Source organism: Streptococcus sp. KHUD_016, from assembly GCF_051106465.1.
Lineage (GTDB): Bacteria > Bacillota > Bacilli > Lactobacillales > Streptococcaceae > Streptococcus.
This window is the reverse complement of the sequence record NZ_CP193663.1, coordinates 1,729,858-1,754,195: the sequence shown is the minus strand read 5'-3', so window position 1 is coordinate 1,754,195 and position 24,338 is coordinate 1,729,858. Positions and strand designations below refer to the sequence as shown.

The window sequence follows — 24,338 nt, the reverse complement described above, 5'->3', positions numbered from 1 at the left end:
AAAGAAGCCTGATGGAGACATCGGGCTTTTGTGATGCAAAAAGACTTAGCCTCTCAGCTAAGCCTTTTTCTTATTTTCTAGAATGTTGTTTACCAGCATTGCGTTTTTTATGTTTCTTATTAGTCATGATCGCAGTTGCTTGGTTTGGAGTGACATCTTTGCGTCCGCCTCCAGTTGAAAATGAACTTGCTTTTGGTGGGTTTTTTGCAAATTCTTCACGAACTTTTTTGCGGAGTTTTGGACGAACAACATAGTTAACGATGAACTGTTGGAGAATCATCATGAAACCACCGACAACCCAGTAAAGCGTCACACTGGCTGGTGCGAAGAGGGAGAAGACGACAATCATGAGTGGACTCACGTAAATCATTCTTTTTAGTTGATCTCTTTGCATCTCGTCTTCTACTCCATGAAGTGAAAGAAGTGATTGGAGATAGTAGAGGATACCAGCGAAAGCGACAAGGAGCAGACTTGGTGAACCAAGATCGATACCCAAGAAGGTAGAGCTAGCTACCCCGTCAGTGTATTGGGCTGCAAAGTAGATAGCAGAGAAGAAAGGCATTTGAATGAGGATAGGGAAACATCCTACACCACCGAACATGCTAATGCCATGTTCTTTCTGAGCTGCAAAGAGAGCTTGTTGAGCCTCAAGTTTTTCTTCTTGAGTGGTTGCTTCTTTGAGACGTGTTTGATGTGGTTCAAGCACGTGTTTGAGGGCATTCATCTTTTCAGAGTGAAGCGTTGCCTTCCATGATTGGTAGATACCAAGTGGCAAGATAATCAAGCGCACGATGATGGTTACGATGATGATAGCCACACCAAAGCCTAGACCTTTATCAGTAGCGAAGTACTTGATAGCTTCAGCCATAGGTGCTCCGATGGTATTCCAAATCAATCCTGTAGGTTGTCCTGTGGCTTTGTCTACTTGGACACAGCCTGTCAAGACGAGTAGCATAGCCACTCCCATAGCAGAGAGGGCAAAACGTTTAATAGATTTCAATGTTTTCATTCCTTCTTTAAAAATTATACCTTTCTATTCTACTGTTTTTTTGTAAAATATACAATAGTTCTAGAGACCTAATTTGCGACTTTGAAGTCCGAATAGGATGAAAAGTTGCTCATTTGTACATCTAGATAGGTAACTTTTGAAAAAGGTGTCGGACCTTTTCGGATTTCTTGGATAAATTTTGCCATAGTGGCAGAGGAGTCTGCCTGAGCAAGAATTTCCACTGTGCCATCGTCGTTATTCCAGACACGACCAGTGATGCCACCGATTTCAAGAGCTAAAGTAACAACACCCCAACGAAAACCAACACCCTGCACCCTGCCTTGGGCAATCATTCTAACCTTTTGCATACCAAACCCCTTTGATTGTGTTATAATATTTCTATGACTATTATAACCTCAAAAGCCAATTCTGTGGTAAAAAATGCCAAGAAATTACATCAAAAAAAATATCGAAAGTCTGCTTATTTGATTGAAGGCTGGCACTTATTCGAAGAAGCTGTTCAAGCAGGAGTGACGATTGAAAAGGTCTTTGCCCTAGAAAGTTACCGAGATCAGCTAGTTGCTTTTCCTCAAACTATTTGGGTTTCAGAGGAGATTTTGCTAGATTTGGCAGATACGCAAACTCCTCAAGGCATTGTTGCAGTGATTCAAAAAGAAGAAGTGGGACTGCCTGATCTCCATCAGGGCAAGTATCTATTTTTAGAGGATGTTCAAGATCCTGGTAATGTGGGCACCATGATTCGGACGGCGGATGCGGCAGGTTTTACAGGGGTTATTGTTTCAGACAAGTCAGCAGATATATACAGTCTCAAGACCCTGCGTTCCATGCAAGGAAGTCATTTTCATTTGCCTATCTATCGTATGCCTCTTGTCAGCTTTGTAGAAGAGGCAAAGAAGAGCAATTTGCCCATTCTGGCAACGACCTTATCGAGAGAGTCAAAGGATTATCGTGAGCTTTCTTCACTAGAGAACTTTGTTTTAGTCATGGGAAATGAAGGGCAGGGGATTAGTTCTGTCATGGCTGAGAGTGCTGATCAGCTGGTTCATATTGGCATGAAAGGCCGAGCAGAAAGTCTCAACGTAGCAGTTGCAGCAGGAATTTTGATGTTTTATTTTAGCTAATTTATAAAATCTTTGTTATAATCAAGACATATTTATAGAAAAAGGAGAATCAGAATGAATCAAACGATTATTCAAGAACGTTCAGGTCTTAATCAATTTTACGCTAAGGTTTATGCTTTTGTGGGACTTGGGATTGGTCTATCGGCTCTCGTGTCAGCTTTGATGTTGACAGTCTTCCAAGCTCAATTGACTTACTTTTTAATGCATGGCCGTCTCTGGTTGATGATTGCAACTTTTGCAGAACTTGGTTTAGTCTTTGTTGCAAGTAGCATGGCTACAAAAAATAGCCCAGCAGCTCTCCCAGTATTTTTAGTTTATTCTGTTTTAAATGGCTTTACGCTCAGCTTTGTCGTAGCCCTCTATACACCTGGGACCGTCTTATCAGCCTTTGTATCCAGTGCCCTTCTCTTCTTTGTCATGGCGGCAATCGGAATTTTCACCAAGAAAGATTTGAGTGGAATGGGACGAGCTCTGATGGCTGCGCTTGTCGGGTTAATTATTGCCATGGTCGTTAACCTCTTTCTAGCCAATAGTTTCTTTGACTACATGATTAGTATTGCCATGGTCTTGGTTTTCTCAGGTTTGATTGCTTGGGACAACCAAAAGATTCGCTATGTTTATGAGCAGTCACGAGGGCAAGTAGCGACAGGATGGGTCATCTCAATGGCGCTCAGCATCTATCTAGACTTTATCAACCTCTTCCTTAGCATCTTACGAATCTTTGGTCGAAACGATTAATGAATGACAGAGTCAGTGTTCAAAAGAGCACTGACTTTTTCTTATTTACTCTTTTCTTTTCTTGGAAATAGGTGTATAATGCTTTTAACTAATTTTTGAGGAGCTGTTTATGAAGAAAAGTTTTATTCATCAACAAGAAGAAATTTCCTTTGTGAAGAACACTTTTACCCAGTATTTGAAAGATAAGTTAGAAGTTGTTGAGGTTCAAGGTCCTATCTTGAGCAAGGTCGGGGATGGGATGCAGGACAACCTATCAGGTGTCGAAAATCCAGTATCTGTCAAGGTTTTGCAGATTCCAGATGAAACCTATGAAGTCGTTCACTCACTTGCCAAATGGAAACGCCACACCTTGGCTCGTTTTGGTTTCGGTGAAGGTGAGGGTCTATTTGTTCACATGAAGGCCCTTCGTCCAGACGAAGATTCGCTTGATGCGACCCACTCAGTTTATGTGGACCAGTGGGACTGGGAGAAGGTTATCCCAAATGGTCAACGCAATATCGCCTATCTCAAAGAAACCGTTGAGAAGATTTACAAGGCTATTCGTCTAACAGAGCTAGCCGTAGAAGCTCGCTACGATATCGAATCTATCTTGCCAAAACAAATCACCTTTATCCATACAGAAGAGTTGGTGGAACGCTATCCAGATCTAACACCGAAAGAGCGTGAAAATGCGATCTGTAAAGAGTTTGGTGCAGTCTTCTTGATTGGTATTGGTGGCGAGTTGCCTGATGGCAAGCCTCATGATGGCCGTGCACCTGACTATGATGACTGGACAACAGAGTCTGAAAATGGCTACAAAGGGTTAAATGGCGATATTCTCGTTTGGAACGAATCTCTTGGTTGTGCCTTTGAACTTTCATCAATGGGGATTCGGGTAGATGAGGATACTCTTCGTCGCCAAGTGGCTCTTACAGGAGACGAAGATCGTCTTGAGCTGGAATGGCATAAAGCCTTGCTTAACGGCCTTTTCCCACTGACAATCGGTGGAGGTATCGGACAGTCTCGTATGGCCATGTTCCTTCTTCGTAAGAAACACATCGGAGAGGTTCAGACCAGTGTCTGGCCTCAAGAAGTTCGCGATACGTACGAAAATATTTTGTAGAGAATCGAACCGCAAGGTTCGGTTTTCTTTCTCTTTTTGCCTATAATTTGGTATAATAAACGGTATGAAAATCGTATCAGGAATCTACGGAGGGCGCCCCCTCAAGACGCTAGAAGGCAAGACGACGAGGCCGACATCAGATAAGGTGCGTGGAGCTATCTTTAACATGATAGGTCCCTATTTTGAGGGTGGCCGTGTCTTGGATCTCTATGCTGGCAGTGGCGGCTTATCCATTGAGGCAGTCTCGCGTGGGATGTCCCATGCTGTCTTAGTGGAACGGGATCGAAAGGCACAAGCTATCATCGTCGAAAATATCCAAATGACCAAGGAAGTTTCCAAATTTCAGCTCTTAAAGATGGAGGCTGAACGGGCCTTGGAGCAAGTGAATGGTCCCTTTGACCTGGTCTTTTTAGACCCTCCTTATGCCAAGGAACAAATCGTTGCAGATATCGAGAAAATGGCAGAAAGAAACCTTTTCTCCGAAGAGGTCATGGTTGTCTGTGAAACCGATAAGTCTGTAGAACTTCCAGAAGAAATCGCCTGCTTAGGTATCTGGAAGGAAAAAATATATGGGATTAGTAAGGTGACAGTCTATGTCAGATAAAATTGGATTATTTACAGGTTCATTTGATCCGATGACAAATGGACATCTGGATATCATTGAACGTGCCAGCAAACTCTTTGATAAGCTCTATGTCGGGGTGTTCTACAATCCCCACAAACAAGGCTTTCTCCCTGTTGAAAACCGTAAACGAGCAGTCGAAAAAGCGGTGGCGCATTTAGATAATATAGAGGTGCTGGCTTCTCATGACCAACTGGTTGTCGATGTTGCAAGAAGACTGGGTGCTAAGACCCTTGTCCGTGGCTTGCGAAATGCCACCGACTTGCAATACGAGGCTAGTTTTGATTACTACAATCATCAACTGGCTCCAGAAATCGAAACCATTTACCTATATAGTCGCCCAGAGCATCTTTATATTAGCTCTTCGGCCGTGAGAGAACTTCTGAAGTTTGGTCAGGAGATTCAGCAATATGTCCCAAACAGTGTTGTGGAGGAATTAGAACATGAAGAAAAAAACTAGATGGCCCTTATATGTCATCCTAGCACTAGTATTGACTTTTTTAGCCTTTGTAGTACCTTTACCATACTACATAGAAGTTCCAGGTGGAGCGGAAGATATTCGTCGCGTTTTGAAAGTCAATGAAAGAGAAGACACAGAAGCAGGAGCTTACCAGTTTGTGACAGTTGGTATTCGACACGCAACCCTATCGCATCTTGTCTATGCTTGGTTAACACCTTTCACAGATATTAGAAGCGCCAAGGAGACTACGGGTGGCTCTACGGATGCGGAGTTTATGCGGATCAATCAGTTCTATATGCAAACTTCTCAAAACATGGCCAAGTATCAAGGATTGAAGACCGCTGGTAAGGATATTGAACTCAAGTATCTGGGAGTTTATGTCTTGACCGTGACGGACAATTCAACTTTTAAGGGCATTCTGAACATAGCAGACACCGTGACGGCTGTTAATGACAAAACATTTGACAGTTCAAAAGACTTGGTCGACTATGTTAATTCTCAACAATTAGGGGATACGGTCAAGGTAACCTATGAAGAAGACGGAAAAGTCAAGTCTGCAGAAGGTAAAATTATCACTCTCGAAAACGGGAAAAACGGTATTGGGATTGGTTTGATTGACCGTACGGAAGTGACCAGTGATGTTCCAATTCGCTTTTCAACAGCTGGTATCGGCGGGCCAAGTGCCGGTCTCATGTTTAGCCTCGCTATTTACACCCAGATAGCAGATCCAGGACTTCGTAATGGTCGCGTCGTTGCGGGAACGGGAACCATTGATCGCGATGGAAATGTTGGCGACATCGGTGGAATTGACAAAAAAGTAGTTGCAGCCTCTCGTCAGGGAGCCAACATCTTTTTTGCCCCTGACAATCCAGTCACCGAGGAAGCAAAAAAAGCGGATCCCAATGCGAAAAGCAACTATGAAACAGCCCTAGAAGCTGCTAAAACGATCAAAACAGAGATGAAAATCGTTCCGGTTAAGACCTTGCAGGATGCGATTGATTACCTTAAAAACAATCCCTAATTCGTAGAAAAATCGAAAACTAGCGCGCAAGCGGATAAGATGGTATAATAGTCAAATGGTTCAATTATTATTCACTCTAAGTAGTCATATACTCTTTATTTATTTGAGTTTTTACCTTTTGAAGGATCTTGTGAGATGGGAAAAGGTTTTAAAAGTGACCGCTACTAACACAAAAAAGGTTCGTTTGTTGGTAGGCTTCTTTAGTATTGTGATGGGCTACATCTTGAGTTCATTCTTTATCAGTTTGTACCAACTGTGGCAAGAAGCACTTAGAGGACTATTATAAAATCAAAAGTAAAGGAAACAACTATGGAAAAAATTGTGGTTCAAGGCGGAGATAATCGTCTGGTCGGGAGTGTGACGATCGAGGGAGCAAAGAATGCAGTCTTGCCCTTGTTGGCAGCGACTATTCTAGCAAGCAAGGGTAAGACAGTCTTGCAGAACGTCCCAATCTTGTCAGATGTTTTCACCATGAATCAAGTGGTTCGAGGTCTGAATGCCAAGGTGGACTTTGATGAGGAAGCTCATGTTGTCGAGGTTGATGCGACTGGTGATATCACGGAGGAAGCTCCATACAAGTATGTCAGCAAGATGCGGGCATCCATCGTTGTCTTGGGACCAATCCTTGCTCGTGTAGGCCATGCCAAGGTATCCATGCCAGGGGGCTGTACCATAGGGAGTCGTCCAATCGATCTCCACCTCAAGGGCTTGGAAGCTATGGGAGCTAAGATTAGCCAGACAGCTGGTTACATCGAAGCCAAGGCAGAACGCCTGCATGGCGCTCATATCTACATGGACTTTCCTAGTGTTGGCGCAACACAAAACCTCATGATGGCAGCGACTCTAGCGGATGGAGTGACTGTCATTGAAAATGCTGCGCGTGAGCCGGAAATTGTTGACCTTGCTATCCTTCTTAATGAAATGGGAGCCAAGGTCAAGGGAGCTGGTACTGAAACAATTACAGTAACTGGTGTTGAGGAACTCCATGGAACAACTCATAATGTGGTACAGGACCGTATAGAAGCCGGAACCTTTATGGTAGCGGCAGCTATGACAGGTGGCGATGTTCTCGTTCGTGATGCCGTCTGGGAACACAATCGCCCCTTGATTTCAAAACTACTTGAAATGGGTGTTGAAGTGACAGAGGAATCAGAAGGTATCCGTGTTCGTTCTCAACTTGAAAATCTCAAGGCTGTTCATGTAAAAACCTTACCGCACCCAGGATTCCCAACAGATATGCAGGCACAATTTACAGCCCTGATGACAGTCGCAAAAGGGGAATCCACCATGGTGGAAACGGTGTTTGAGAATCGCTTCCAACACTTGGAGGAAATGCGCCGTATGGGCTTGCATTCAGAGATTATCCGTGACACAGCTCGTATTGTTGGGGGACAAGCTTTACAGGGGGCAGAAGTTTTATCAACGGACCTTCGCGCCAGTGCTGCTTTGATTTTGACAGGTTTGGTGGCACAGGGAGAAACAGTTGTCGGTAAGTTAGTCCACCTTGATAGAGGTTACTACCGTTTCCATGAGAAATTGGCTCAGCTAGGAGCGAAGATTCAGCGAATCGAGGCAAATGATGAAGAAGAATAAAAACTTACGCTATGTACTCCGTCGTTTACTGTTGATTTTTATCGTACTATTGCTTGGCTTTCTGGCTTTAGGAATCGGCTTGATGGTTGGCTATGGCATCCTAGGAAAGGGACAGGATCCATGGGCAATCTTGTCTCCAGCAAAGTGGCAGGAATTGATGAGCAAATTTACAGGAAATTAGACTGGGAGACCAGTCTTTTTCTAAAGAAATAAGGAGAAAAATGGACAAAAAAACAAGACAAGCTCTGATAGGGTTACTTCTATTCTTACTCTTGGCTGCTGGAAGCTACTACATCAAGCAGATGCAGTCAGCGCCAAACACCCCTAGAACCAAGGTTAGTCAGAAAAAACAAGCTTCAGAAGCTCCCAGTCAGGAGTTGGCTGAAAGTGTTTTAACTGAGTCAATCAAAAACCAAATCAAAGGGGAGCTCGAGTGGAATGGAGCAGGGGCCTTCATTGTCAATGGCAATAAAACCAATCTAGATGCCAAGGTTTCAAGCAAACCCTATGCGGATAATAAAACAAAGACAGTGGGAAAAGAAACAGTTCCAACTGTTGCCAATGCCATCTTATCCAAAGCGACTCGGCAGTATAAGAATCGTGAAGAAACAGGCAACGGCTCAACCTCTTGGACGCCACCAGGATGGCATCAGGTCAAGAATCTAAAGGGAGCCTATACACATGCAGTCGATAGAGGACACCTGCTGGGCTATGCCTTGATAGGAGGTCTGGATGGTTTTGATGCCTCTACTAGCAATCCCAAGAACATTGCAGTCCAGACAGCTTGGGCAAACCAAGCACAGGCTGAAGATTCGACAGGTCAGAACTACTATGAGAGTTTGGTCAGAAAAGCCTTGGACCAAAATAAGAGGGTCCGTTATCGGGTGACGCTCCACTATGCGACAAATGAGGACCTAGTTCCATCCGCTTCACAAATCGAAGCCAAGTCTTCAGATGGCGAATTGGAATTCAATGTCCTAATCCCCAATGTTCAAAAGGGAATCCAGCTTGATTACCGAACAGGGCAAGTAACAGTGACGGATTAGAAACAATAGATACTATAAAAACAGCTCCTTTGTCTTCTAGAGGCAGGGGAGTTGTTCTTTAAATGAAAAATAATGTGAATCCTGAGGGATTTTATGATATAATGGAACACAAGATACTATTTTAGGAGAAGGACTATGGAAGACCCGAGCAGTCAGAATTTGTTGCTACAGTTTGTATTGTTATTTATCTTGACCCTGTTAAATGCTTTTTTCTCAGCCACTGAAATGGCTATGGTGTCACTAAACCGTTCCCGAGTGGAGCAAAAGGCAGAAGAGGGAGACAAACGTTACGTTCGTTTGTTAAAGGTACTTGAAAATCCTAACCACTTTTTATCAACAATTCAAGTTGGTATCACGTTAATTACCATCTTGTCAGGGGCTAGTTTAGCAGAAACGCTAGGACGCGAAATCGCATCTTGGATAGGAAATAGTGAAACAGCTTATGCCATTGCAAGCCTCCTCTCTTTGGCATTCTTGACCTACATCTCTATTGTTTTTGGTGAACTCTATCCTAAACGGATTGCCCTCAATCTCAAAGATGCTTTGGCAATTCGAACAGCACCAATTATTATTGGTCTTGGGAAGATTGTCAGTCCCTTTGTCTGGTTGTTATCTGCTTCAACCAATCTCTTGAGTCGTTTAACGCCAATGACCTTTGATGATGCGGATGAAAAAATGACTCGAGATGAAATTGAGTACATGTTGACCAAAAGTGAGGAAACTTTGGATGCAGACGAAATCGAGATGTTACAAGGGATCTTCTCTCTAGATGAGCTGATGGCGAGAGAAGTCATGGTTCCTCGGACAGATGCCTTTATGGTGGATATTCAGGATGATAGTCAAACCATTATCCAAAGTATTCTAAAGCAAAATTTCTCACGTATCCCTGTTTATGATGGGGATAAGGACAATGTGATTGGTTTGATTCATACCAAGCGTTTGCTAAACGCTGCCTATGCAGATGGCTTTGAAAATATTGTCTGGAAGAAGATCTTACAAGATCCACTCTTTGTTCCTGAAACTATTTTTGTGGATGACTTGCTAAAAGAACTGCGAAACACCCAGAGACAGATGGCTATTTTGCTCGATGAATATGGTGGTATGGCTGGTTTGGTCACACTGGAAGACCTGCTGGAGGAGATTGTCGGAGAAATCGACGACGAGACAGACCGAGCAGAAATTGAGGTTCACCCAATTGGGGACGATACCTATATCGTTCAAGGGACGATGACACTCAATGACTTCAATGCCTATTTTAATGTTGAATTGGAAAGTGATGACGTTGATACTATCGCAGGCTACTATCTAACTGGAGTAGGAACCATTCCAACAACTGAAAAAATCAGCTTTGAGTTGGTTAGCCAAAACAAACAAATCAAACTCACCAACGACAAGGTGAAAAACGGACGTGTTACCAAGGTGAAAGTTCAAATCACTGAAATAGAAAATGAAGAAGAAACAGAATAAAAGAGCTTGAGTCACCATCAGGTGCTCAAGCTCCCATTTATAAGAAAAAAGACTCACGGGGAGTCTTTTGGTTTACTATAAGGCGGTAGACGGATTTGAACCGACGATCAAGCTTTTGCAGAGCCGTGCCTTACCACTTGGCTATACCGCCTCAACGTTTATTATTATACCTTGAAAATGATTCTACGTCAATAGTTTCTTAACCGAAAATCCAATTTAGGAAACTTTCCCTTTTTATGACAGGCTTTAAAACCAAGAGAGAAAGTCTGGGAATCAGTCTTCACAGGCTGTAAAATTGCCATCTAATCACCTAGATAGCAAACAAAGAGTGTAGAAATTTGACAAATGAAAGTTTTTTGAGGGTATACGCCTAAATATTCTGAAAATTCGTTTACTTTTTAGATAATATATGATATAATTGACAATAAGCCTAAATTTTTCAAAGAGGAGTTAACAATATGAAAAAAAGTAGAGTATTTGTCGCAGCAGGAATTGCCCTATTAGCAACTGGCGTTTTAGCTGCTTGTGGTTCTTCAAAATCATCTGATTCTACAGCGCCAAAAAATTATGGCTATATTTATTCAGCTGACCCAGAAACTTTGGATTACCTCATTTCAGGGAAACAAAGTACTAAGGTTGCCACTTCAAATGGTATCGATGGTCTTTTCACAAACGACAAGTATGGGAACCTAGTCCCTGCAGTTGCAGAAGACTGGTCAGTTTCAAAAGATGGTTTGACTTATACTTACAAGATTCGTAAGGGTGTCAAATGGATGACATCAGATGGCGAAGAGTATGCTGAAGTGACAGCTAAAGACTTTGTAAATGGCTTGAAACACGCAACTGATAACAAGTCTGAAGCACTTTATCTAGCAGAAGATTCAGTTAAAGGTCTAGCTGACTATAAAGCTGGAAACAATAAAGATTTTGCTTCAGTCGGTGTAAAAGCAGTTGATGATTATACCCTTGAATACACTTTGAACAAACCAGAACCATACTGGAACTCTAAGCTAGCCTACTCAATCTTCTGGCCATTGAACGAAGATTTTGAAAAATCAAAAGGGGCTGACTTTGCCAAAGCAACTGACCCTACATCATTGCTTTACAATGGTCCGTTCTTACTGAAAGGTTTGACTGCTAAATCTTCTATTGAATTCGCTAAGAATGAAAATTACTGGGACAAAGATAATGTTCACATTGATAAAGTAACCCTTGCTTTCTATGATGGATCAGACCAAGAGTCAATTGAACGTAACTTTACAAGTGGAGCCTATAGCTATGCTCGTCTCTTCCCAACAAGTTCAAACTACTCTAAGGTAGAAGAAACATACAAAGACAATATCTACTACACTCCATCAGGACCTGGTATTGCTGGTTTGGGTGTGAATATTGACCGTCAAGGTTACAAATACACTTCTAAAACAACTGATGAAGAGAAGACTTCTACCAAGAAAGCCCTTCTTAACAAGGACTTCCGTCAGGCTTTGAACTTCGCCTTTGAGCGTACTTCTTACTCAGCACAAATTAATGGTAAAGAAGGTGCTCCTCTTGCAGTTCGTAACCTCTTTGTGAAACCAGGTTTTGTCTCTGCAGGTGAAAAAACTTTCGGTGACTTGGTAACTGAAAAGATGGCTGCTTACGGTGATGAGTGGAAGAATGTTAACTTTGCGGATGGTCAAGATGGACTCTTCAACGCCGATAAAGCCAAAGCTGAATTTGCCAAAGCTAAGACTGCTTTGGAAGCAGAAGGTGTGAAATTCCCTATCCACTTGGATATTCCAGTTGACCAAACAAATAAGGGTCTTATTGCTCGTATTCAATCCTTCAAACAATCCGTTGAAACAGTACTTGGTGAAGGAAACGTAGTCATTGATATTCAACAAATTTCTAAAGATGAGTTGCACAATATCACATACTATGCCGCAAACGCTGCAGCAGAAGATTGGGATCTCTCAGGAGCAGTTGGATGGAGCCCAGACTATGAAGATCCATCAACTTACCTTGATATCTTGAAAACAACTAACAGCGAACAAACAAAAACTTACATGGGTTATGATGATCCAGCAAATGCAGCAGCTGCCCAAGTTGGTTTGAAGGAATACGATAAGTTAGTTGATGAAGCTGCAAAAGAAACCAATGACTTGAATGTGCGTTATGAAAAATATGCGGCTGCTCAAGCTTGGTTGACAGACAGCTCCCTCTTCTTGCCAGCTATGTCATCAAGTGGTGCTGCACCATTCATTTCTCGTGTTGTACCATTCACAGCATCATACAGCCAATCTGGAGATAAGGGCTCAGACGTATACTTCAAGTATATTCAGTTACAAGATAAGGTTGTAACAAAAGCTGACTATGAACAAGCTCGTGAAAAATGGCTCAAAGAGAAAAAAGAATCAAACGAAAAAGTTCAAAAAGAATTGGCTAATCACGTTAAATAAATAACTCTCAAGAGAACTTTCTCTCCATGAGGAGAAGGTTCTTTTGGGATTTTAAAAGGAAACGATATGAAGAAATATATTTTTATGCGTGTATTGCGTTCATTGTTGTCTATTTTCTTGGTGACAACCTTGACCTACACAATTATCTATACGATGGTTCCTCGGAAATTGATTTTCAAGCAGGATACCAACTATAACAAGATTGCAACGACGCCAGATAAACGAGACAATTATGAAAATACCGTTTATGAGCGGATGGGCTATATCGAGTACTACGATACCAAGGAGTTGCAAGAAAAAGCGAGCACGATAGACTCATCTGTAACAGTAGATGCCAACGATACCAACAAGGCAATCTACGAAAAATACATCAACCAACTAGGAAATGGTTGGACGCTAGGTGTATTCTCAGAAAGTGGTCAATTCTATGCTACGCGTGAAATTCCGATTTTTGAACGTGTTTTCAAATTCTATGCCAACTTGATTGATATTGATCATACAAACAAGATTCAGGACCCTGAAAATCCAAACTTGGAACGTTATCTTCGTTTTGAAAATGACCCTGCTATCGGTTGGTCATTGGTTGGTTCAGGTACAAAACATAAGTATCTTTTGTATTTCAACAACCAATTCCCATTTGTACACCAGAACTTTGTGAACATTAACTTAGGTGACTCTTACCCAACTTATGCAAACACACCAGTGCTTCAAGTTATCACACAAGGTCAGGGACAAACTAAGACATCAGAAGTTCAATTCCCTACAGGTAAAAAGACTTCATCTGTAGATATCTACTCTCGTACCTACAAATCACCAAGTCAAGCAGACGCGCGTGAGGTAGCCAACTATGGTAAGGACGATCCATATACAGCTACAGAAAGCAATTACCAATACCCATCAATGATTACAAGTTCAGCGATTGCTGGTTTGATTGGTTTGATTATTTCGTATGCTATCGCCATTCCTCTTGGTTCTGCTATGGCTCGCCACAAGAATACTTGGATTGATAGCTTCTCGACAGGTGCTTTGACCTTCTTGCTTGCTCTTCCAACGATTGCCTTGGTTTACATCGTTCGTTTGATTGGATCATCTATTGGTCTACCAGACTCATTCCCTATCTTAGGTGCTGGAGATTGGCGTTCTTATGTCTTGCCGGCAGTTATTCTAGGTTTGCTAGGAGCACCAAGTACGGCTATCTGGATCCGTCGTTACATGATTGACTTGCAATCTCAAGACTTTGTGCGTTTTGCGCGTGCAAAAGGTTTGTCTGAAAAAGAAATTTCAAATAAACATATCTTTAAAAATGCCATGGTTCCTTTGGTTTCAGGTATTCCTGGTGCCGTTATCGGGGTTATCGGTGGTGCAACATTGACAGAAACGGTCTTCGCTTTCCCAGGTATGGGTAAAATGTTGATTGACTCTGTTAAGGCATCAAACAACTCAATGGTAGTTGGTCTTGTCTTTATCTTCACATGTATTTCGATCTTCTCACTCTTTGTAGGAGATATCTGGATGACCATGCTTGACCCACGTATTAAATTGACAGAGAAAGGAGGCAAATAATGTCAACAATCGATAAAGAAAAATTTCAGTTCGTAAAACGTGACGATTTTGCCTCTGAAACAATTGATGCTCCTGCCTATTCATACTGGGGTTCTGTATTTAGACAGTTTCTAAAGAAAAAATCAACAGTCGTTATGTTGGGGATTTTGGTTGCCATTATCTTGATGAGCTTTATTTACCCAATGTTCTCAGATTTTGACTTCAACGATGTAAGTAAGGTCAATGACTTTTCTGCTCGTTTTATCAAACCCAATGCTGAACATTGGTTTGGTACAGATAGTAATGGTAAATCCTTGTTTGACGGGGTTTGGTTTGGTGCGCGTAACTCTATCCTCATCTCTGTCATTGCAACTTTTATCAACCTTGTAATTGGGGTTATTGTTGGTGGAATTTGGGGAATTTCAAAATCTGTAGACCGTGTCATGATGGAAGTTTATAACATTATTTCAAACATTCCATCTCTCTTGATTGTCATTGTCTTGACTTACTCAATCGGTGCTGGTTTCTGGAATCTGATTTTTGCCATGAGTGTGACAACTTGGATTGGGATTGCTTATATGATTCGTATCCAAATCATGCGTTACCGTGACTTGGAATACAATCTTGCTTCCCAAACACTTGGAACACCAACCTTTAAAATCATCGTTAAAAATATCATGCCACAATTGGTATCCGTTATTGTTTCTACGATGACCTTGATGTTGCCAAGCTTCATCTCTTATGAAGCCTTCCTCTCCTTCTTTGGATTGGGATTGCCTGTAACAGTGCCAAGTCTGGGACGCTTGATCTCAGATTACTCACAAAACGTTACGACCAACGCTTACTTATTCTGGATTCCGTTGACAACCTTGATCTTGGTGTCCCTATCTCTCTTCGTTGTTGGTCAAAACCTAGCGGATGCTAGTGATCCACGTACACATAGATAGGAGTAGACATGACAAAAGAAAATAATGTAATTTTGACTGCTCGTGATATTGTCGTGGAATTTGACGTTCGTGACAAAGTTCTGACAGCTATCCGAGGAGTGTCTCTGGACCTGATTGAAGGAGAAGTTCTGGCCTTGGTAGGTGAGTCCGGTTCTGGTAAATCTGTTTTAACAAAAACCTTTACAGGGATGTTAGAAGACAATGGACGTATTGCCCAAGGAAGCATCGACTATCGTGGACAAGACTTGACCGCTCTTACTTCTAACAAGGAATGGGAGAAGATTCGTGGTGCTAAAATTGCGACCATCTTCCAAGATCCTATGACAAGTTTGGACCCAATCAATACAATCGGTAGCCAAATCACTGAAGTTATCGTTAAACACCAAGGAAAAACAGCTAAGGAAGCCAAAGAGATGGCAATCGACTATATGAATAAGGTCGGAATCCCAGATGCTGAAAAACGTTTTGAAGAGTATCCTTTCCAATATTCTGGAGGGATGCGCCAACGTATCGTTATTGCGATTGCCCTTGCCTGTCGTCCAGATATCTTGATCTGTGACGAGCCAACAACGGCCCTTGATGTAACCATTCAAGCGCAAATCATTGATTTGCTTAAAACCTTGCAAAATGAGTACCACTTTACCATTATTTTTATCACCCATGACCTTGGTGTGGTAGCAAGTATTGCCGATAAGGTAGCGGTTATGTATGCTGGTGAAATTGTAGAATATGGAACTGTTGAGGAAGTTTTCTACGACCCACGTCATCCATATACTTGGAGTCTCTTGTCTAGCTTGCCTCAGCTTGCTGATGATAAAGGGGAATTGTACTCTATCCCAGGAACACCACCGTCTCTTTATACTGAGTTGAAAGGTGATGCCTTTGCCCTTCGTTCAGATTATGCGATGCAAATTGACTTTGAACAGAAAGCACCTCAGTTTTCAGTCACGGATACCCACTGGGCTAAGACTTGGTTGCTTCATGAGAATGCTCCTAAAGTTGAAAAACCTGGGGTCATTGCAGATTTGCATGACAAGATTCGTGATAAAATGGGCTTTGCTCATCTAGAAGACTAGGAGGAAGGAAATGTCTGAAAAATTAGTAGAAATTAAAGATTTAGAAATTTCCTTCGGTGAAGGAAGTAAGAAGTTTGTCGCGGTTAAAAACGCCAACTTCTTTATCAACAAGGGAGAAACCTTCTCTCTTGTTGGTGAGTCTGGTAGTGGGAAAACAACGATTGGTCGTGCCATTATTGGTCTAAATAATACTAGTAAAGGTGAGATCATCTTTGATGGTCATAAAATTAATGGGAAAAAATCTCATAAGGAATCATCAGACTTGATCCGTCGTATCCAGATGATTTTCCAGGACCCTGCAGCTAGCTTGAATGAGCGTGCAACAGTTGACTATATTATCTCTGAAGGTCTTTACAACTACCATTTGTTCAAAGACGAAGAAGATCGAAAAGAAAAAGTTCAAAAGATGATTCATGAAGTTGGACTTTTGAAAGAACACTTAACCCGTTATCCACACGAGTTTTCTGGTGGTCAACGCCAGCGTATCGGGATTGCCCGTGCCCTTGTGATGGAACCTGATTTCGTTATTGCGGATGAGCCAATTTCAGCCTTGGACGTATCAGTACGTGCGCAAGTCTTGAACTTACTCAAGAAGTTCCAAAAAGAGTTGGGATTGACCTATCTCTTTATCGCGCATGACTTGTCAGTTGTTCGCTTTATCTCAGATCGTATCGCGGTTATCTATAAGGGAGTTATCGTCGAGGTGGCGGAGACAGAGGAGTTGTTTAACAATCCTGTCCACCCATACACTCAAGCGCTTCTATCTGCTGTACCAATTCCAGATCCAATCTTGGAACGCAAGAAGGTCTTGAAAGTTTACGATCCTGACCAACATGACTATGAGACAGACAAGCCATCTATGGTAGAAATTCGTCCAGGTCACTATGTTTGGGCTAACCAAGCAGAAGTTGCTCGATACAAAGAAGCTCTTAAAAAATAAACAGACTAAGAGAGGACCGAAAGGTCTTCTCATTTTTAATAGAAAAATTCCCCTTTTACTTGCTTGTAAAAGGGGAATTGTATTGTAATTAACGTTTAGACCAGGTACGTTTCATAAAGAGTAGCAAAATAGGGTATATCTCTAAGCGACCTGCAATCATTGCAAAGGAGAGGAGGATTTTAGAGATGGGACTAAAGATGGCAAAACTCGAGGTTGTGCCTAGAATAGGTCCGATATTGTTAAAACAGCTGAAGACCGCACTGGTCACGACTAGAAAATCATTACTATCAAGACTGACGATAAAGATGAGAGAGAGAATGATCATCATATAGATAGCAAAATATTTAAGAATTTTGTGCTGGGTATCCTTATCAATCACAGTTTTATTGACGTGTAGAGTCAAAACACGGTGAGGAGATAAAGTGGACAAAATCTGATTTTTTGCGATTTTAGAGAGGATAAGTCCTCTGATCACCTTAAGACCACCTGCAGTTGAGCCAGCTGATCCACCGATTCCCATGAGGAAGAGGAGGATAAATTGGGAGAAGAGGGGCCAGTTGGTAATATCTCCGTAACCAAAACCTGTTGTTGTGATGATATTGGAAACTTGGAAGAAGGCCATTTCAACACTTTTAGAGACACCTTGGTAGAGGTGGAGCGTATTAAGCGTAATCAAGCCGGTAGAAACTAGGACAATGATGATATATGCTCGTAGTTCTTCATCTCCAAAGAAAGCCTTAACCCGACGGAGCATGAGGTAGTAGTAGAGATTGAAGTTAACTCCAAAAACCAGAACTCCGATACTAACTAGATAGGTGATGAGTGAGCTACCATAGTGGGCAATTCCGTCGTTATAGACGGTAAAGCCCCCAGTTCCTGCCGTTCCCATAGCGATGACAAAACTATCATAGAGAGGCATGCCTGCTAGGTAGTAGATAACCACAAAAAGGGAGAAGAGAGCCAGATAAAGCAGATAGAGGATCTGGGCAGTGTTTTTTAGTTTGGATACGACCTTACCAAAGACAGGACCAGGGACCTCAGCCTTCATCACCTCCAAGTGACTATTCTTGGCATTGTCCATAATGGCAAGCGCAAAGACGAGTACCCCCATCCCTCCGATCAAGTGGGTGAAACTTCGCCAGAAGAGGAGGGAACGAGTGAGAACGGAAACATCGTTCAGGATAGTTGCTCCTGTAGTCGTAAATCCAGAGCTGATTTCAAAGAAGGCATCAATGACGCTTGGGATTTGTCCTGAAAAGACAAAGGGGAGGCCACCAAAGAAAGACCATAGAATCCAACAGAGAGCAACAATTAAGACCCCTTCCTTGGCATAAATCCGCTGATTTTTCGGTTTCCGTAAAACGCCTAGACCACCGAGAAGGACTAAAATTCCAATCGTAGAAAAGAGAGCGATAAATACTTGACTGGATTCTTGGTAATAGATCGCTACACTAACAGGAACTAAGAGAAGAACAGCCTCAATCAAGAGAAGTTTTGAGAGGAGGTAACGAATCATACTTTTATTCATTTTTTACCTCTCAATCAAATCATAAATTTTGGTGATATTTGGCAATAAGGTCGTCACGAGTAACTTGTCTCCCACCTCAAGCATATCCTCTCCAGTAGGGAAGATTGTTTTTCCTTTTCGGATAATGGCTGCAATGAGAACCCCTTTTTTCAATTTCAACTGTGATAGAGGTTTGGCAGTCATTTTATTAGCTTCCTTGATTTGGAATTGGAGAGTTTCAATTTGACCATTTGCGAGATGGTGCATGGCTTGAAGATCTGAATACTGAGCGTTTACTCGACCACGGATAAAGTGCATAATGGTATCCACTGCGATGCTTTTTGGTGTGATGATACTCGAAAAATCAGGCGCGTGGATAATCTCTAGAAGGCTTGTTCGGTTGACCTTGGTGATATTTTTATGGACGCCAACACGGTCAAGAAACATAGAGGTGATGATATTTTCCTCATCAACCCCAGTCAAGGTTGCGACTGCATCATAGTGGGGAGCACTTTCTTCCAGCAAAATGTCTTTTGCAGTTCCATCTCCTTGGACAATATAGAGATTGGGAAACTTTTCACTGAAGAAACGAGCTCTTTCAGGATTGATCTCGATGACCTTGGTATCAATGCGACTGTCTTTTAAAATGCCAAGCAGATAATAAGCGATCTTTCCAGCTCCAACGATAAGTAAGCTTTTCACTGCACGAGATTTAAAATAGTTATGGAAAAGCATCATATCTACACGATTTCCCGTAACAAAAATCCTATCCTTGTCTTGGATAATAACATTACCGCTTGGAATCATCAGTTGATGATCCCTCTCCATAGCACAGACAATGATGTTACCAAATTTTTTACGAAAGTCTGAGATTGGCATTTGACAAAGACCGCTAGAGTCCTTGACAACAAATTCCATGAGACTGACCCGACCTCCAGCAAATCGTTCGACAGAGAGGGCATTAGGGAAATCAATGATATTTGAGATCGCACGCGCTGCCAGGAGCTCTGGATTAACAATAAGTGAAAATCCAAGAATATTTTTCTCTTTAAAATAGGCATTAGAGTATTCAGGATTTCGCACCCGAACGATGGTTTCTTTAGCGCCCATTTTTTTAGCAAGTACCGCTGAAATCATATTCACTTCATCGTGTTCGGTTAGGGCGATAAAGATATCGCACTCTTGAACACCGGCTTGCTCTAAGATGGCAAAGTCAGCACCATTTCCAAGGAGACCTATGATATCATAGCGACTGACAATGTGATTGAGGACAGCCTCATCTTGTTCGATGAGGACAACGTCATGGTTTTCTGCAACCAGTGAACGACAGAGGGCGAAACCAACTTTCCCTCCACCAACGAGGACAATTTTCATATAAAAAACCTACTTTTTCATGATGTAACTATCATACCCTTTTTTAGCAAAAAATGCACTTGCTAAGGCGATTTTTAAGGGAAGAAAGGCCTTTTTCACGTTTTGAAGATACATTTGCTTAATTTCTATAACGATGTCTCCGATTTGAAGTGATTTGGCTCTTTTACTATACCTTTTCAGAAAGGGAATGACCAAACATGAAAATATCATCAAAAAAAGTAAAAAAATCAAGTCATTTCTATTGACAATGATTCTGAAAGTGTTATACTAAGAAAGTAGTTTCGCTGATTTACTTCAAACCTGTTGTGAGGTAAGTTAACGATGCCTTAACCACGCTGTTTGCTGAGCTTGACTCCGGGCAGTGTGGCTATTTTTTTGCAATGATAAAAGGAAGCCAGTCATGACAAATCACATTGTATTATTTGAACCTCAGATTCCACAAAATACAGGTAACATTGCGCGTACTTGCGCTGCGACCAATTCTCCCCTCCACATCATCAAGCCTATGGGCTTTCCTATCGATGATCGCAAGATGAAGCGGGCTGGTTTGGACTACTGGGATAAGTTAGAGATTTATTTTTATGACAGTTTGGAAGATTTCATGTCTCAGATGAAAGGGCAAGTCTACCTGATTTCGAAATTTGCAGAAAAGGTCTATTCTGAGGCAAATTTGGCAAGCGGTGAAGATCAGTATTTTCTCTTCGGACGTGAGGATAAGGGTTTGCCAGAGGACTTTATGCGTGAACATCCAGAGAAGGCTCTCCGTATTCCTATGAATGATGAACATGTCCGTAGCCTCAATGTGTCTAATACGGTCTGCATGATTGTCTATGAGGCTCTTCGTCAACAAAATTTTGTTGGTCTTGAGCTTGTTCACACCTATGAAGCAGATAAATTGAAATAATCAAAATGCTTGCACTTGCAAGCGTTTTTTGTTATGATAAAGGGGTCTTCAGGGCTGGGTGTAATTCCCGACCGGCGGTAAATTTGACTAGCTATTTTAGCTTTCTCGTCGTTGTCTTGTCTCGATATACTTTAAGTATTATCTTCGACTGCGACGCCTAGATAAATCTAAAATATCTTAGCCAAATAAGTCCGCGAGCGCAAGCTGATGTGGTGAGATTCCACAACCGACAGTATAGTCTGGATGGGAGAAGACGAAAGAATAGCTTTGTCTGTTCTGATAGATTTATAGCTAAACTGTAACCGCTTGCTTGAATTTCCTTAATAGAGTGAGAGGGAACTTTTGGGATATAAAAAGTGAGAATAGATAGAAAAATCCTTTCTAACTTCTTCTGATTTTATAGAAAATTGGAGGAACCTGTTATGACAAACACACGTCGACTTTCGACCATTGCAATTCTATCAGCTATCTCATTTGTGCTGATGTACTTTGACTTTCCGCTTTTACCAGCGGCATCCTTCCTTAAGATCGAATTTAGTATCTTGCCAGTCCTTGTGGGCTTGGTGGTCATGGATTTGCCTGCTGCTCTAGGAATTCTCTTGCTTCGCTCACTCTTGAAGCTGCTTCTTAACAGCCAGGGAGTGAATACTTACATTGGTTTGCCAATGAATATCGTAGCTTTGGGAGTTTTTGTCATCGTATTTGCTTTGATTTGGAAAAAGGAACGGACAACCCTTCGTTTCCTACTAGGCTCTCTAGCTGGAACTATTGGCTTGACCGTGGCTATGTTGGTTCTCAACTATGTTTACGCTGTTCCTTTGTACGCTAAGTTTGCTAACTTTGATATTGGAAAAATTTTGGGACTTTCCAACTACCTAATGACCATGGTATTACCTTTTAACTTGATTGAGGGAGTAATCTTTTCCGTTTCATTCTGGTTGTTGTATATTCTCTTGAAACCAACCTTAAAACATTATGAAAGATAAACAAACATTTTTAATGAAGGGCAGTTTTGCCCTTTTACTTTTCGTTATTCTTGGCTACATGGTCAAATTTTACCCTGAAACGCTGGTCGGTTTTGACCAACCGATACAGACTGCCGTTCGAGGAGACTTGCCAGATTACTTGACTATTCTTTTCCGAGCCATCACACGCCTGATTGATATCCCAGTGATTATCACTTGGGTTGTCATCGTAGCCTTTATCTTTTATCGTAAGCGGTGGAAGATAGAAAGTTTCTTCATGCTAGGGAATTTGGCTTTGGCTGGTCTTTTAATCGTGACCTTTAAAAATATCTACCAGCGCCCACGACCAGCTATTTTACACTTGGTTGAGGAGAAGGGATTTTCCTTCCCAAGCGGCCATTCTCTGGCTGTAACCTTGCTGGTCGGTTCTCTGATTGTCATTCTCAGTCAACGGATTAAAAATCCAGTCTGGAGAAAAATCGTGCAAATCGTCCTTGGTCTCTACCTAGTCAGTGTGCTTGTATCAAGGGTCTATCTGGGAGTTCACTATCCATCAGATGTCCTTGCCAGTCTCTGTGTGGGCTTGGGAGTCCTGTTTATCGAGTTTCCCTTCTATGACAAGCTCCGATTCCAATGGCGATTTAAAGGCAAGCAGAAGTGAGTATCAAATTCCTTTGAGGAGAAAGAAATGAAAGTCAATATAGCAGATCTTCATCCGACTCAACTATACTTATCAGAAAAGAAGTTGCAAGATATTCAGATGCTTTACCAGTCGGCAGAAACAATCCAAGTCGATCCAATCAGTATTCTTGCCTTTGGAAATTGCTTGTTGATTACAGATGGACATCACAGGGCTTATCAGGCTTTATTGGCAGGTCGGGATACGATTTCTGCTGAGTGGGATAGAGATGGTGGTGATGAACTATATCATCTCTATGCGCAAGCTTGTGAGGAAAGAATGATTTACTCTGTTCTGGATTTAAAAAATCATATCTTAGCTCAAGATGAGTATGAAGCAAAATGGTATAACTGGTGTGATGGTTTTAATCAAGCAGCAACTCTCTTATTGAAAAGGAAAGCAGATGAAACAGGCCTTATAAATAGGTAGTGCATTGTGTCTTGTTCCTTTTTATACTGAAATTAGTCTAATCTAACTTGTTTTTTAACTAAAAATCTGATAAACTATGTAGTAATTGAATAGAAATCCGCAAGACTAGTAGCCTAAGGGAAGTATATCAGGGAGGAGAGCCGTGACTGCAAGCTCTCTATATGAAAGCTGGGTGAATTCACTTGCGCATGGATTTAGAAATGAAGGTCTGACTTGTCAGATGAAAACGGATGGTACCGCGTGTCAACGCTCCGAGTGGAGTTTTTGGCATGTGGTTTTCTTTTTATCTACGAGCGACTGATGGAGGAAATATGTCAACTATTGAAGAACAATTAAAAGCGCTTCGCGAAGAAACGCTGGCTAGCTTGAAGCAGATTACTGCTGAAAATAAAAAAGAGATGCAAGATTTGCGTGTCTCTGTCCTTGGTAAAAAGGGTTCGCTCACTGAAATCCTCAAAGGGATGAAAGATGTTTCTGCTGAGATGCGTCCAATCATTGGGAAACACGTCAATGAAGCTCGTGATGTCTTGACAGCTGCCTTTGAAGAAACAGCTAAGCTCTTGGAAGAAAAGAAAGTCGCGGCTCAACTGGCTAGCGAGAGTATCGATGTGACGCTTCCAGGTCGTCCAGTTGCGACTGGTCACCGTCATGTCCTCACACAAACCAGTGAGGAAATCGAAGATATTTTCATTGGGATGGGTTACCAAGTCGTGGATGGTTTTGAAGTGGAGCAAGACTACTATAACTTTGAGCGTATGAACCTTCCAAAAGACCACCCAGCTCGTGATATGCAGGACACTTTCTATATCACAGAAGAGATCTTACTCCGTACTCACACGTCTCCAGTTCAAGCGCGTGCAATGGATGCTCATGATTTCTCTAAAGGCCCTTTGAAAATGATCTCACCAGGGCGTGTGTTCCGTCGTGACACAGACGATGCGACCCACAGTCACCAGTTCCACCAAATTGAAGGCTTGGTTGTTGGGAAAAATATCTCTATGGCTGATCTTCAAGGAACCCTTCAGTTGATTGTGCAAAAAATGTTCGGTGAAGAGCGTCAGATCCGTCTGCGCCCATCTTACTTCCCATTCACAGAGCCATCTGTTGAGGTGGATGTTTCTTGCTTCAAGTGTGGTGGAGAAGGCTGTAACGTATGTAAGAAAACAGGTTGGATCGAAATTATGGGGGCCGGTATGGTTCACCCACGTGTCCTTGAAATGAGTGGAATCGATGCGACTGTTTACTCTGGATTTGCCTTTGGTCTTGGTCAAGAGCGTGTAGCTATGCTCCGCTACGGAATCAACGATATCCGCGGCTTCTACCAAGGCGATGTCCGCTTCTCAGAACAGTTTAAATAA

25 protein-coding genes, 1 tRNA gene and 1 riboswitch are annotated in these 24,338 nt (G+C 42.0%); of the genes, 21 read left to right on the top strand and 5 right to left on the bottom strand.

What is annotated here, in order from left to right; all coding sequences use genetic code 11:
• Positions 1 to 70: 70 nt before the first annotated feature.
• Together yidC and ACORHV_RS08355 are read right to left on the bottom strand one after the other, a co-directional pair.
• Positions 71 to 1,000: a membrane protein insertase YidC gene (gene yidC, locus ACORHV_RS08360; protein ID WP_049479479.1), complete on the bottom strand. Its 930-nt coding sequence runs from the start codon at positions 998 to 1,000 to the stop codon at positions 71 to 73.
• A gap of 77 nt (positions 1,001 to 1,077) precedes the next feature.
• Positions 1,078 to 1,356: an acylphosphatase gene (locus ACORHV_RS08355; RefSeq protein WP_001174609.1), complete on the bottom strand. Its 279-nt coding sequence runs from the start codon at positions 1,354 to 1,356 to the stop codon at positions 1,078 to 1,080.
• 33 nt (positions 1,357 to 1,389) lie between these two features.
• On the opposite strand from ACORHV_RS08355, the gene ACORHV_RS08350 reads away from it, so the two are divergent.
• The 11 genes from ACORHV_RS08350 (at position 1,390) to ACORHV_RS08300 (ending at position 10,179) form a co-directional block, all read left to right on the top strand.
• Positions 1,390 to 2,130 (top strand): TrmH family RNA methyltransferase, encoded by a 741-nt coding sequence (locus tag ACORHV_RS08350; protein WP_008289068.1) that lies wholly within the window; start codon positions 1,390 to 1,392, stop codon positions 2,128 to 2,130.
• Positions 2,131 to 2,184: 54 nt separating this feature from the next.
• A complete protein-coding gene (locus tag ACORHV_RS08345; RefSeq protein WP_001076860.1) occupies positions 2,185 to 2,868 on the top strand; it encodes a Bax inhibitor-1/YccA family protein in 684 nt (227 codons plus the stop codon).
• A 109-nt stretch (positions 2,869 to 2,977) separates the two neighbouring features.
• A complete protein-coding gene (gene asnA / locus ACORHV_RS08340; RefSeq protein WP_000747998.1) occupies positions 2,978 to 3,970 on the top strand; it encodes an aspartate--ammonia ligase in 993 nt (330 codons plus the stop codon).
• A 64-nt stretch (positions 3,971 to 4,034) separates the two neighbouring features.
• On the top strand, positions 4,035 to 4,574 hold the full coding sequence (gene rsmD, locus ACORHV_RS08335; RefSeq protein ID WP_084856776.1) for a 16S rRNA (guanine(966)-N(2))-methyltransferase RsmD: 540 nt from the start codon (positions 4,035 to 4,037) through the stop codon (positions 4,572 to 4,574).
• Positions 4,564 to 5,052 (top strand): pantetheine-phosphate adenylyltransferase, encoded by a 489-nt coding sequence (coaD, locus tag ACORHV_RS08330; protein WP_206284198.1) that lies wholly within the window; start codon positions 4,564 to 4,566, stop codon positions 5,050 to 5,052. The genes rsmD and coaD overlap by 11 nt, the downstream gene beginning before the upstream one ends.
• Positions 5,036 to 6,073 (top strand): SepM family pheromone-processing serine protease, encoded by a 1,038-nt coding sequence (locus ACORHV_RS08325; RefSeq protein WP_000730770.1) that lies wholly within the window; start codon positions 5,036 to 5,038, stop codon positions 6,071 to 6,073. Before coaD ends, ACORHV_RS08325 begins: the two co-directional genes overlap by 17 nt.
• Before the next feature lie 55 nt (positions 6,074 to 6,128).
• Positions 6,129 to 6,359 (top strand): DUF1146 family protein, encoded by a 231-nt coding sequence (locus ACORHV_RS08320; protein WP_002892633.1) that lies wholly within the window; start codon positions 6,129 to 6,131, stop codon positions 6,357 to 6,359.
• A gap of 23 nt (positions 6,360 to 6,382) precedes the next feature.
• Positions 6,383 to 7,666, top strand: coding sequence for a UDP-N-acetylglucosamine 1-carboxyvinyltransferase (gene murA / locus ACORHV_RS08315; RefSeq protein ID WP_414324070.1), 1,284 nt, complete (start codon positions 6,383 to 6,385; stop codon positions 7,664 to 7,666).
• Positions 7,653 to 7,847: a DNA-directed RNA polymerase subunit beta gene (locus ACORHV_RS08310; RefSeq protein ID WP_251464291.1), complete on the top strand. Its 195-nt coding sequence runs from the start codon at positions 7,653 to 7,655 to the stop codon at positions 7,845 to 7,847. Before murA ends, ACORHV_RS08310 begins: the two co-directional genes overlap by 14 nt.
• A gap of 40 nt (positions 7,848 to 7,887) precedes the next feature.
• The gene (locus ACORHV_RS08305) at positions 7,888 to 8,712 is read left to right on the top strand and encodes a DNA/RNA non-specific endonuclease (protein ID WP_070656924.1); all 825 of its coding nucleotides are present in this window, start codon (positions 7,888 to 7,890) and stop codon (positions 8,710 to 8,712) included.
• Positions 8,713 to 8,847: 135 nt separating this feature from the next.
• Complete coding sequence (locus ACORHV_RS08300) at positions 8,848 to 10,179, top strand: hemolysin family protein (RefSeq protein WP_434398115.1); 1,332 nt, start codon at positions 8,848 to 8,850, stop codon at positions 10,177 to 10,179.
• 80 nt (positions 10,180 to 10,259) lie between these two features.
• Here ACORHV_RS08300 and ACORHV_RS08295 read toward each other — a convergent pair.
• Positions 10,260 to 10,330 (bottom strand) — tRNA-Cys (locus ACORHV_RS08295).
• Between the two features lie 307 nt (positions 10,331 to 10,637).
• Between ACORHV_RS08295 and ACORHV_RS08290 the strand changes: the two genes are divergently transcribed.
• The 5 genes from ACORHV_RS08290 (at position 10,638) to ACORHV_RS08270 (ending at position 17,122) form a co-directional block, all read left to right on the top strand.
• Positions 10,638 to 12,617 carry a peptide ABC transporter substrate-binding protein gene (locus ACORHV_RS08290; protein ID WP_076984802.1) on the top strand — a complete coding sequence of 660 codons (1,980 nt, stop codon included), beginning with the start codon at positions 10,638 to 10,640 and terminating at the stop codon, positions 12,615 to 12,617.
• 66 nt (positions 12,618 to 12,683) lie between these two features.
• Positions 12,684 to 14,180 carry an ABC transporter permease gene (locus tag ACORHV_RS08285; protein WP_434398113.1) on the top strand — a complete coding sequence of 499 codons (1,497 nt, stop codon included), beginning with the start codon at positions 12,684 to 12,686 and terminating at the stop codon, positions 14,178 to 14,180.
• Entirely contained in the window at positions 14,180 to 15,106 is a 927-nt protein-coding gene (gene oppC, locus ACORHV_RS08280; RefSeq protein WP_434398111.1) for an oligopeptide ABC transporter permease OppC, read from the top strand. The genes ACORHV_RS08285 and oppC overlap by 1 nt, the downstream gene beginning before the upstream one ends.
• An 8-nt stretch (positions 15,107 to 15,114) precedes the next feature.
• Positions 15,115 to 16,182 carry an ABC transporter ATP-binding protein gene (locus tag ACORHV_RS08275; RefSeq protein ID WP_049479470.1) on the top strand — a complete coding sequence of 356 codons (1,068 nt, stop codon included), beginning with the start codon at positions 15,115 to 15,117 and terminating at the stop codon, positions 16,180 to 16,182.
• Between the two features lie 10 nt (positions 16,183 to 16,192).
• Positions 16,193 to 17,122, top strand: coding sequence for an ATP-binding cassette domain-containing protein (locus tag ACORHV_RS08270; RefSeq protein WP_001291311.1), 930 nt, complete (start codon positions 16,193 to 16,195; stop codon positions 17,120 to 17,122).
• Between the two features lie 88 nt (positions 17,123 to 17,210).
• Here the strand turns inward: ACORHV_RS08270 and ACORHV_RS08265 are convergent, their stop codons facing one another.
• On the bottom strand, positions 17,211 to 18,650 hold the full coding sequence (locus ACORHV_RS08265; RefSeq protein ID WP_125422924.1) for a TrkH family potassium uptake protein: 1,440 nt from the start codon (positions 18,648 to 18,650) through the stop codon (positions 17,211 to 17,213).
• A 3-nt stretch (positions 18,651 to 18,653) separates the two neighbouring features.
• Positions 18,654 to 20,003, bottom strand: a complete 1,350-nt coding sequence (gene trkA / locus ACORHV_RS08260) for a Trk system potassium transporter TrkA (protein ID WP_414398376.1) — start codon at positions 20,001 to 20,003, stop codon at positions 18,654 to 18,656.
• A 400-nt stretch (positions 20,004 to 20,403) separates the two neighbouring features.
• Between trkA and ACORHV_RS08255 the strand changes: the two genes are divergently transcribed.
• The 5 genes from ACORHV_RS08255 to pheS all read left to right on the top strand — a co-directional run bounded on the left by ACORHV_RS08255 (position 20,404) and on the right by pheS (position 24,338).
• Positions 20,404 to 20,907 carry a tRNA (cytidine(34)-2'-O)-methyltransferase gene (locus ACORHV_RS08255; RefSeq protein WP_434398107.1) on the top strand — a complete coding sequence of 168 codons (504 nt, stop codon included), beginning with the start codon at positions 20,404 to 20,406 and terminating at the stop codon, positions 20,905 to 20,907.
• 40 nt (positions 20,908 to 20,947) lie between these two features.
• Positions 20,948 to 21,166: riboswitch (FMN riboswitch) on the top strand.
• Positions 21,167 to 21,329: 163 nt separating this feature from the next.
• Positions 21,330 to 21,893 carry an ECF transporter S component gene (locus ACORHV_RS08250; RefSeq protein ID WP_000185822.1) on the top strand — a complete coding sequence of 188 codons (564 nt, stop codon included), beginning with the start codon at positions 21,330 to 21,332 and terminating at the stop codon, positions 21,891 to 21,893.
• The gene (locus ACORHV_RS08245; protein WP_000653438.1) at positions 21,883 to 22,533 is read left to right on the top strand and encodes a phosphatase PAP2 family protein; all 651 of its coding nucleotides are present in this window, start codon (positions 21,883 to 21,885) and stop codon (positions 22,531 to 22,533) included. The genes ACORHV_RS08250 and ACORHV_RS08245 overlap by 11 nt, the downstream gene beginning before the upstream one ends.
• Before the next feature lie 27 nt (positions 22,534 to 22,560).
• Entirely contained in the window at positions 22,561 to 22,980 is a 420-nt protein-coding gene (locus ACORHV_RS08240; protein ID WP_000867301.1) for a chromosome partitioning protein ParB, read from the top strand.
• 311 nt (positions 22,981 to 23,291) lie between these two features.
• Positions 23,292 to 24,338: a phenylalanine--tRNA ligase subunit alpha gene (gene pheS / locus ACORHV_RS08235; RefSeq protein WP_031237702.1), complete on the top strand. Its 1,047-nt coding sequence runs from the start codon at positions 23,292 to 23,294 to the stop codon at positions 24,336 to 24,338.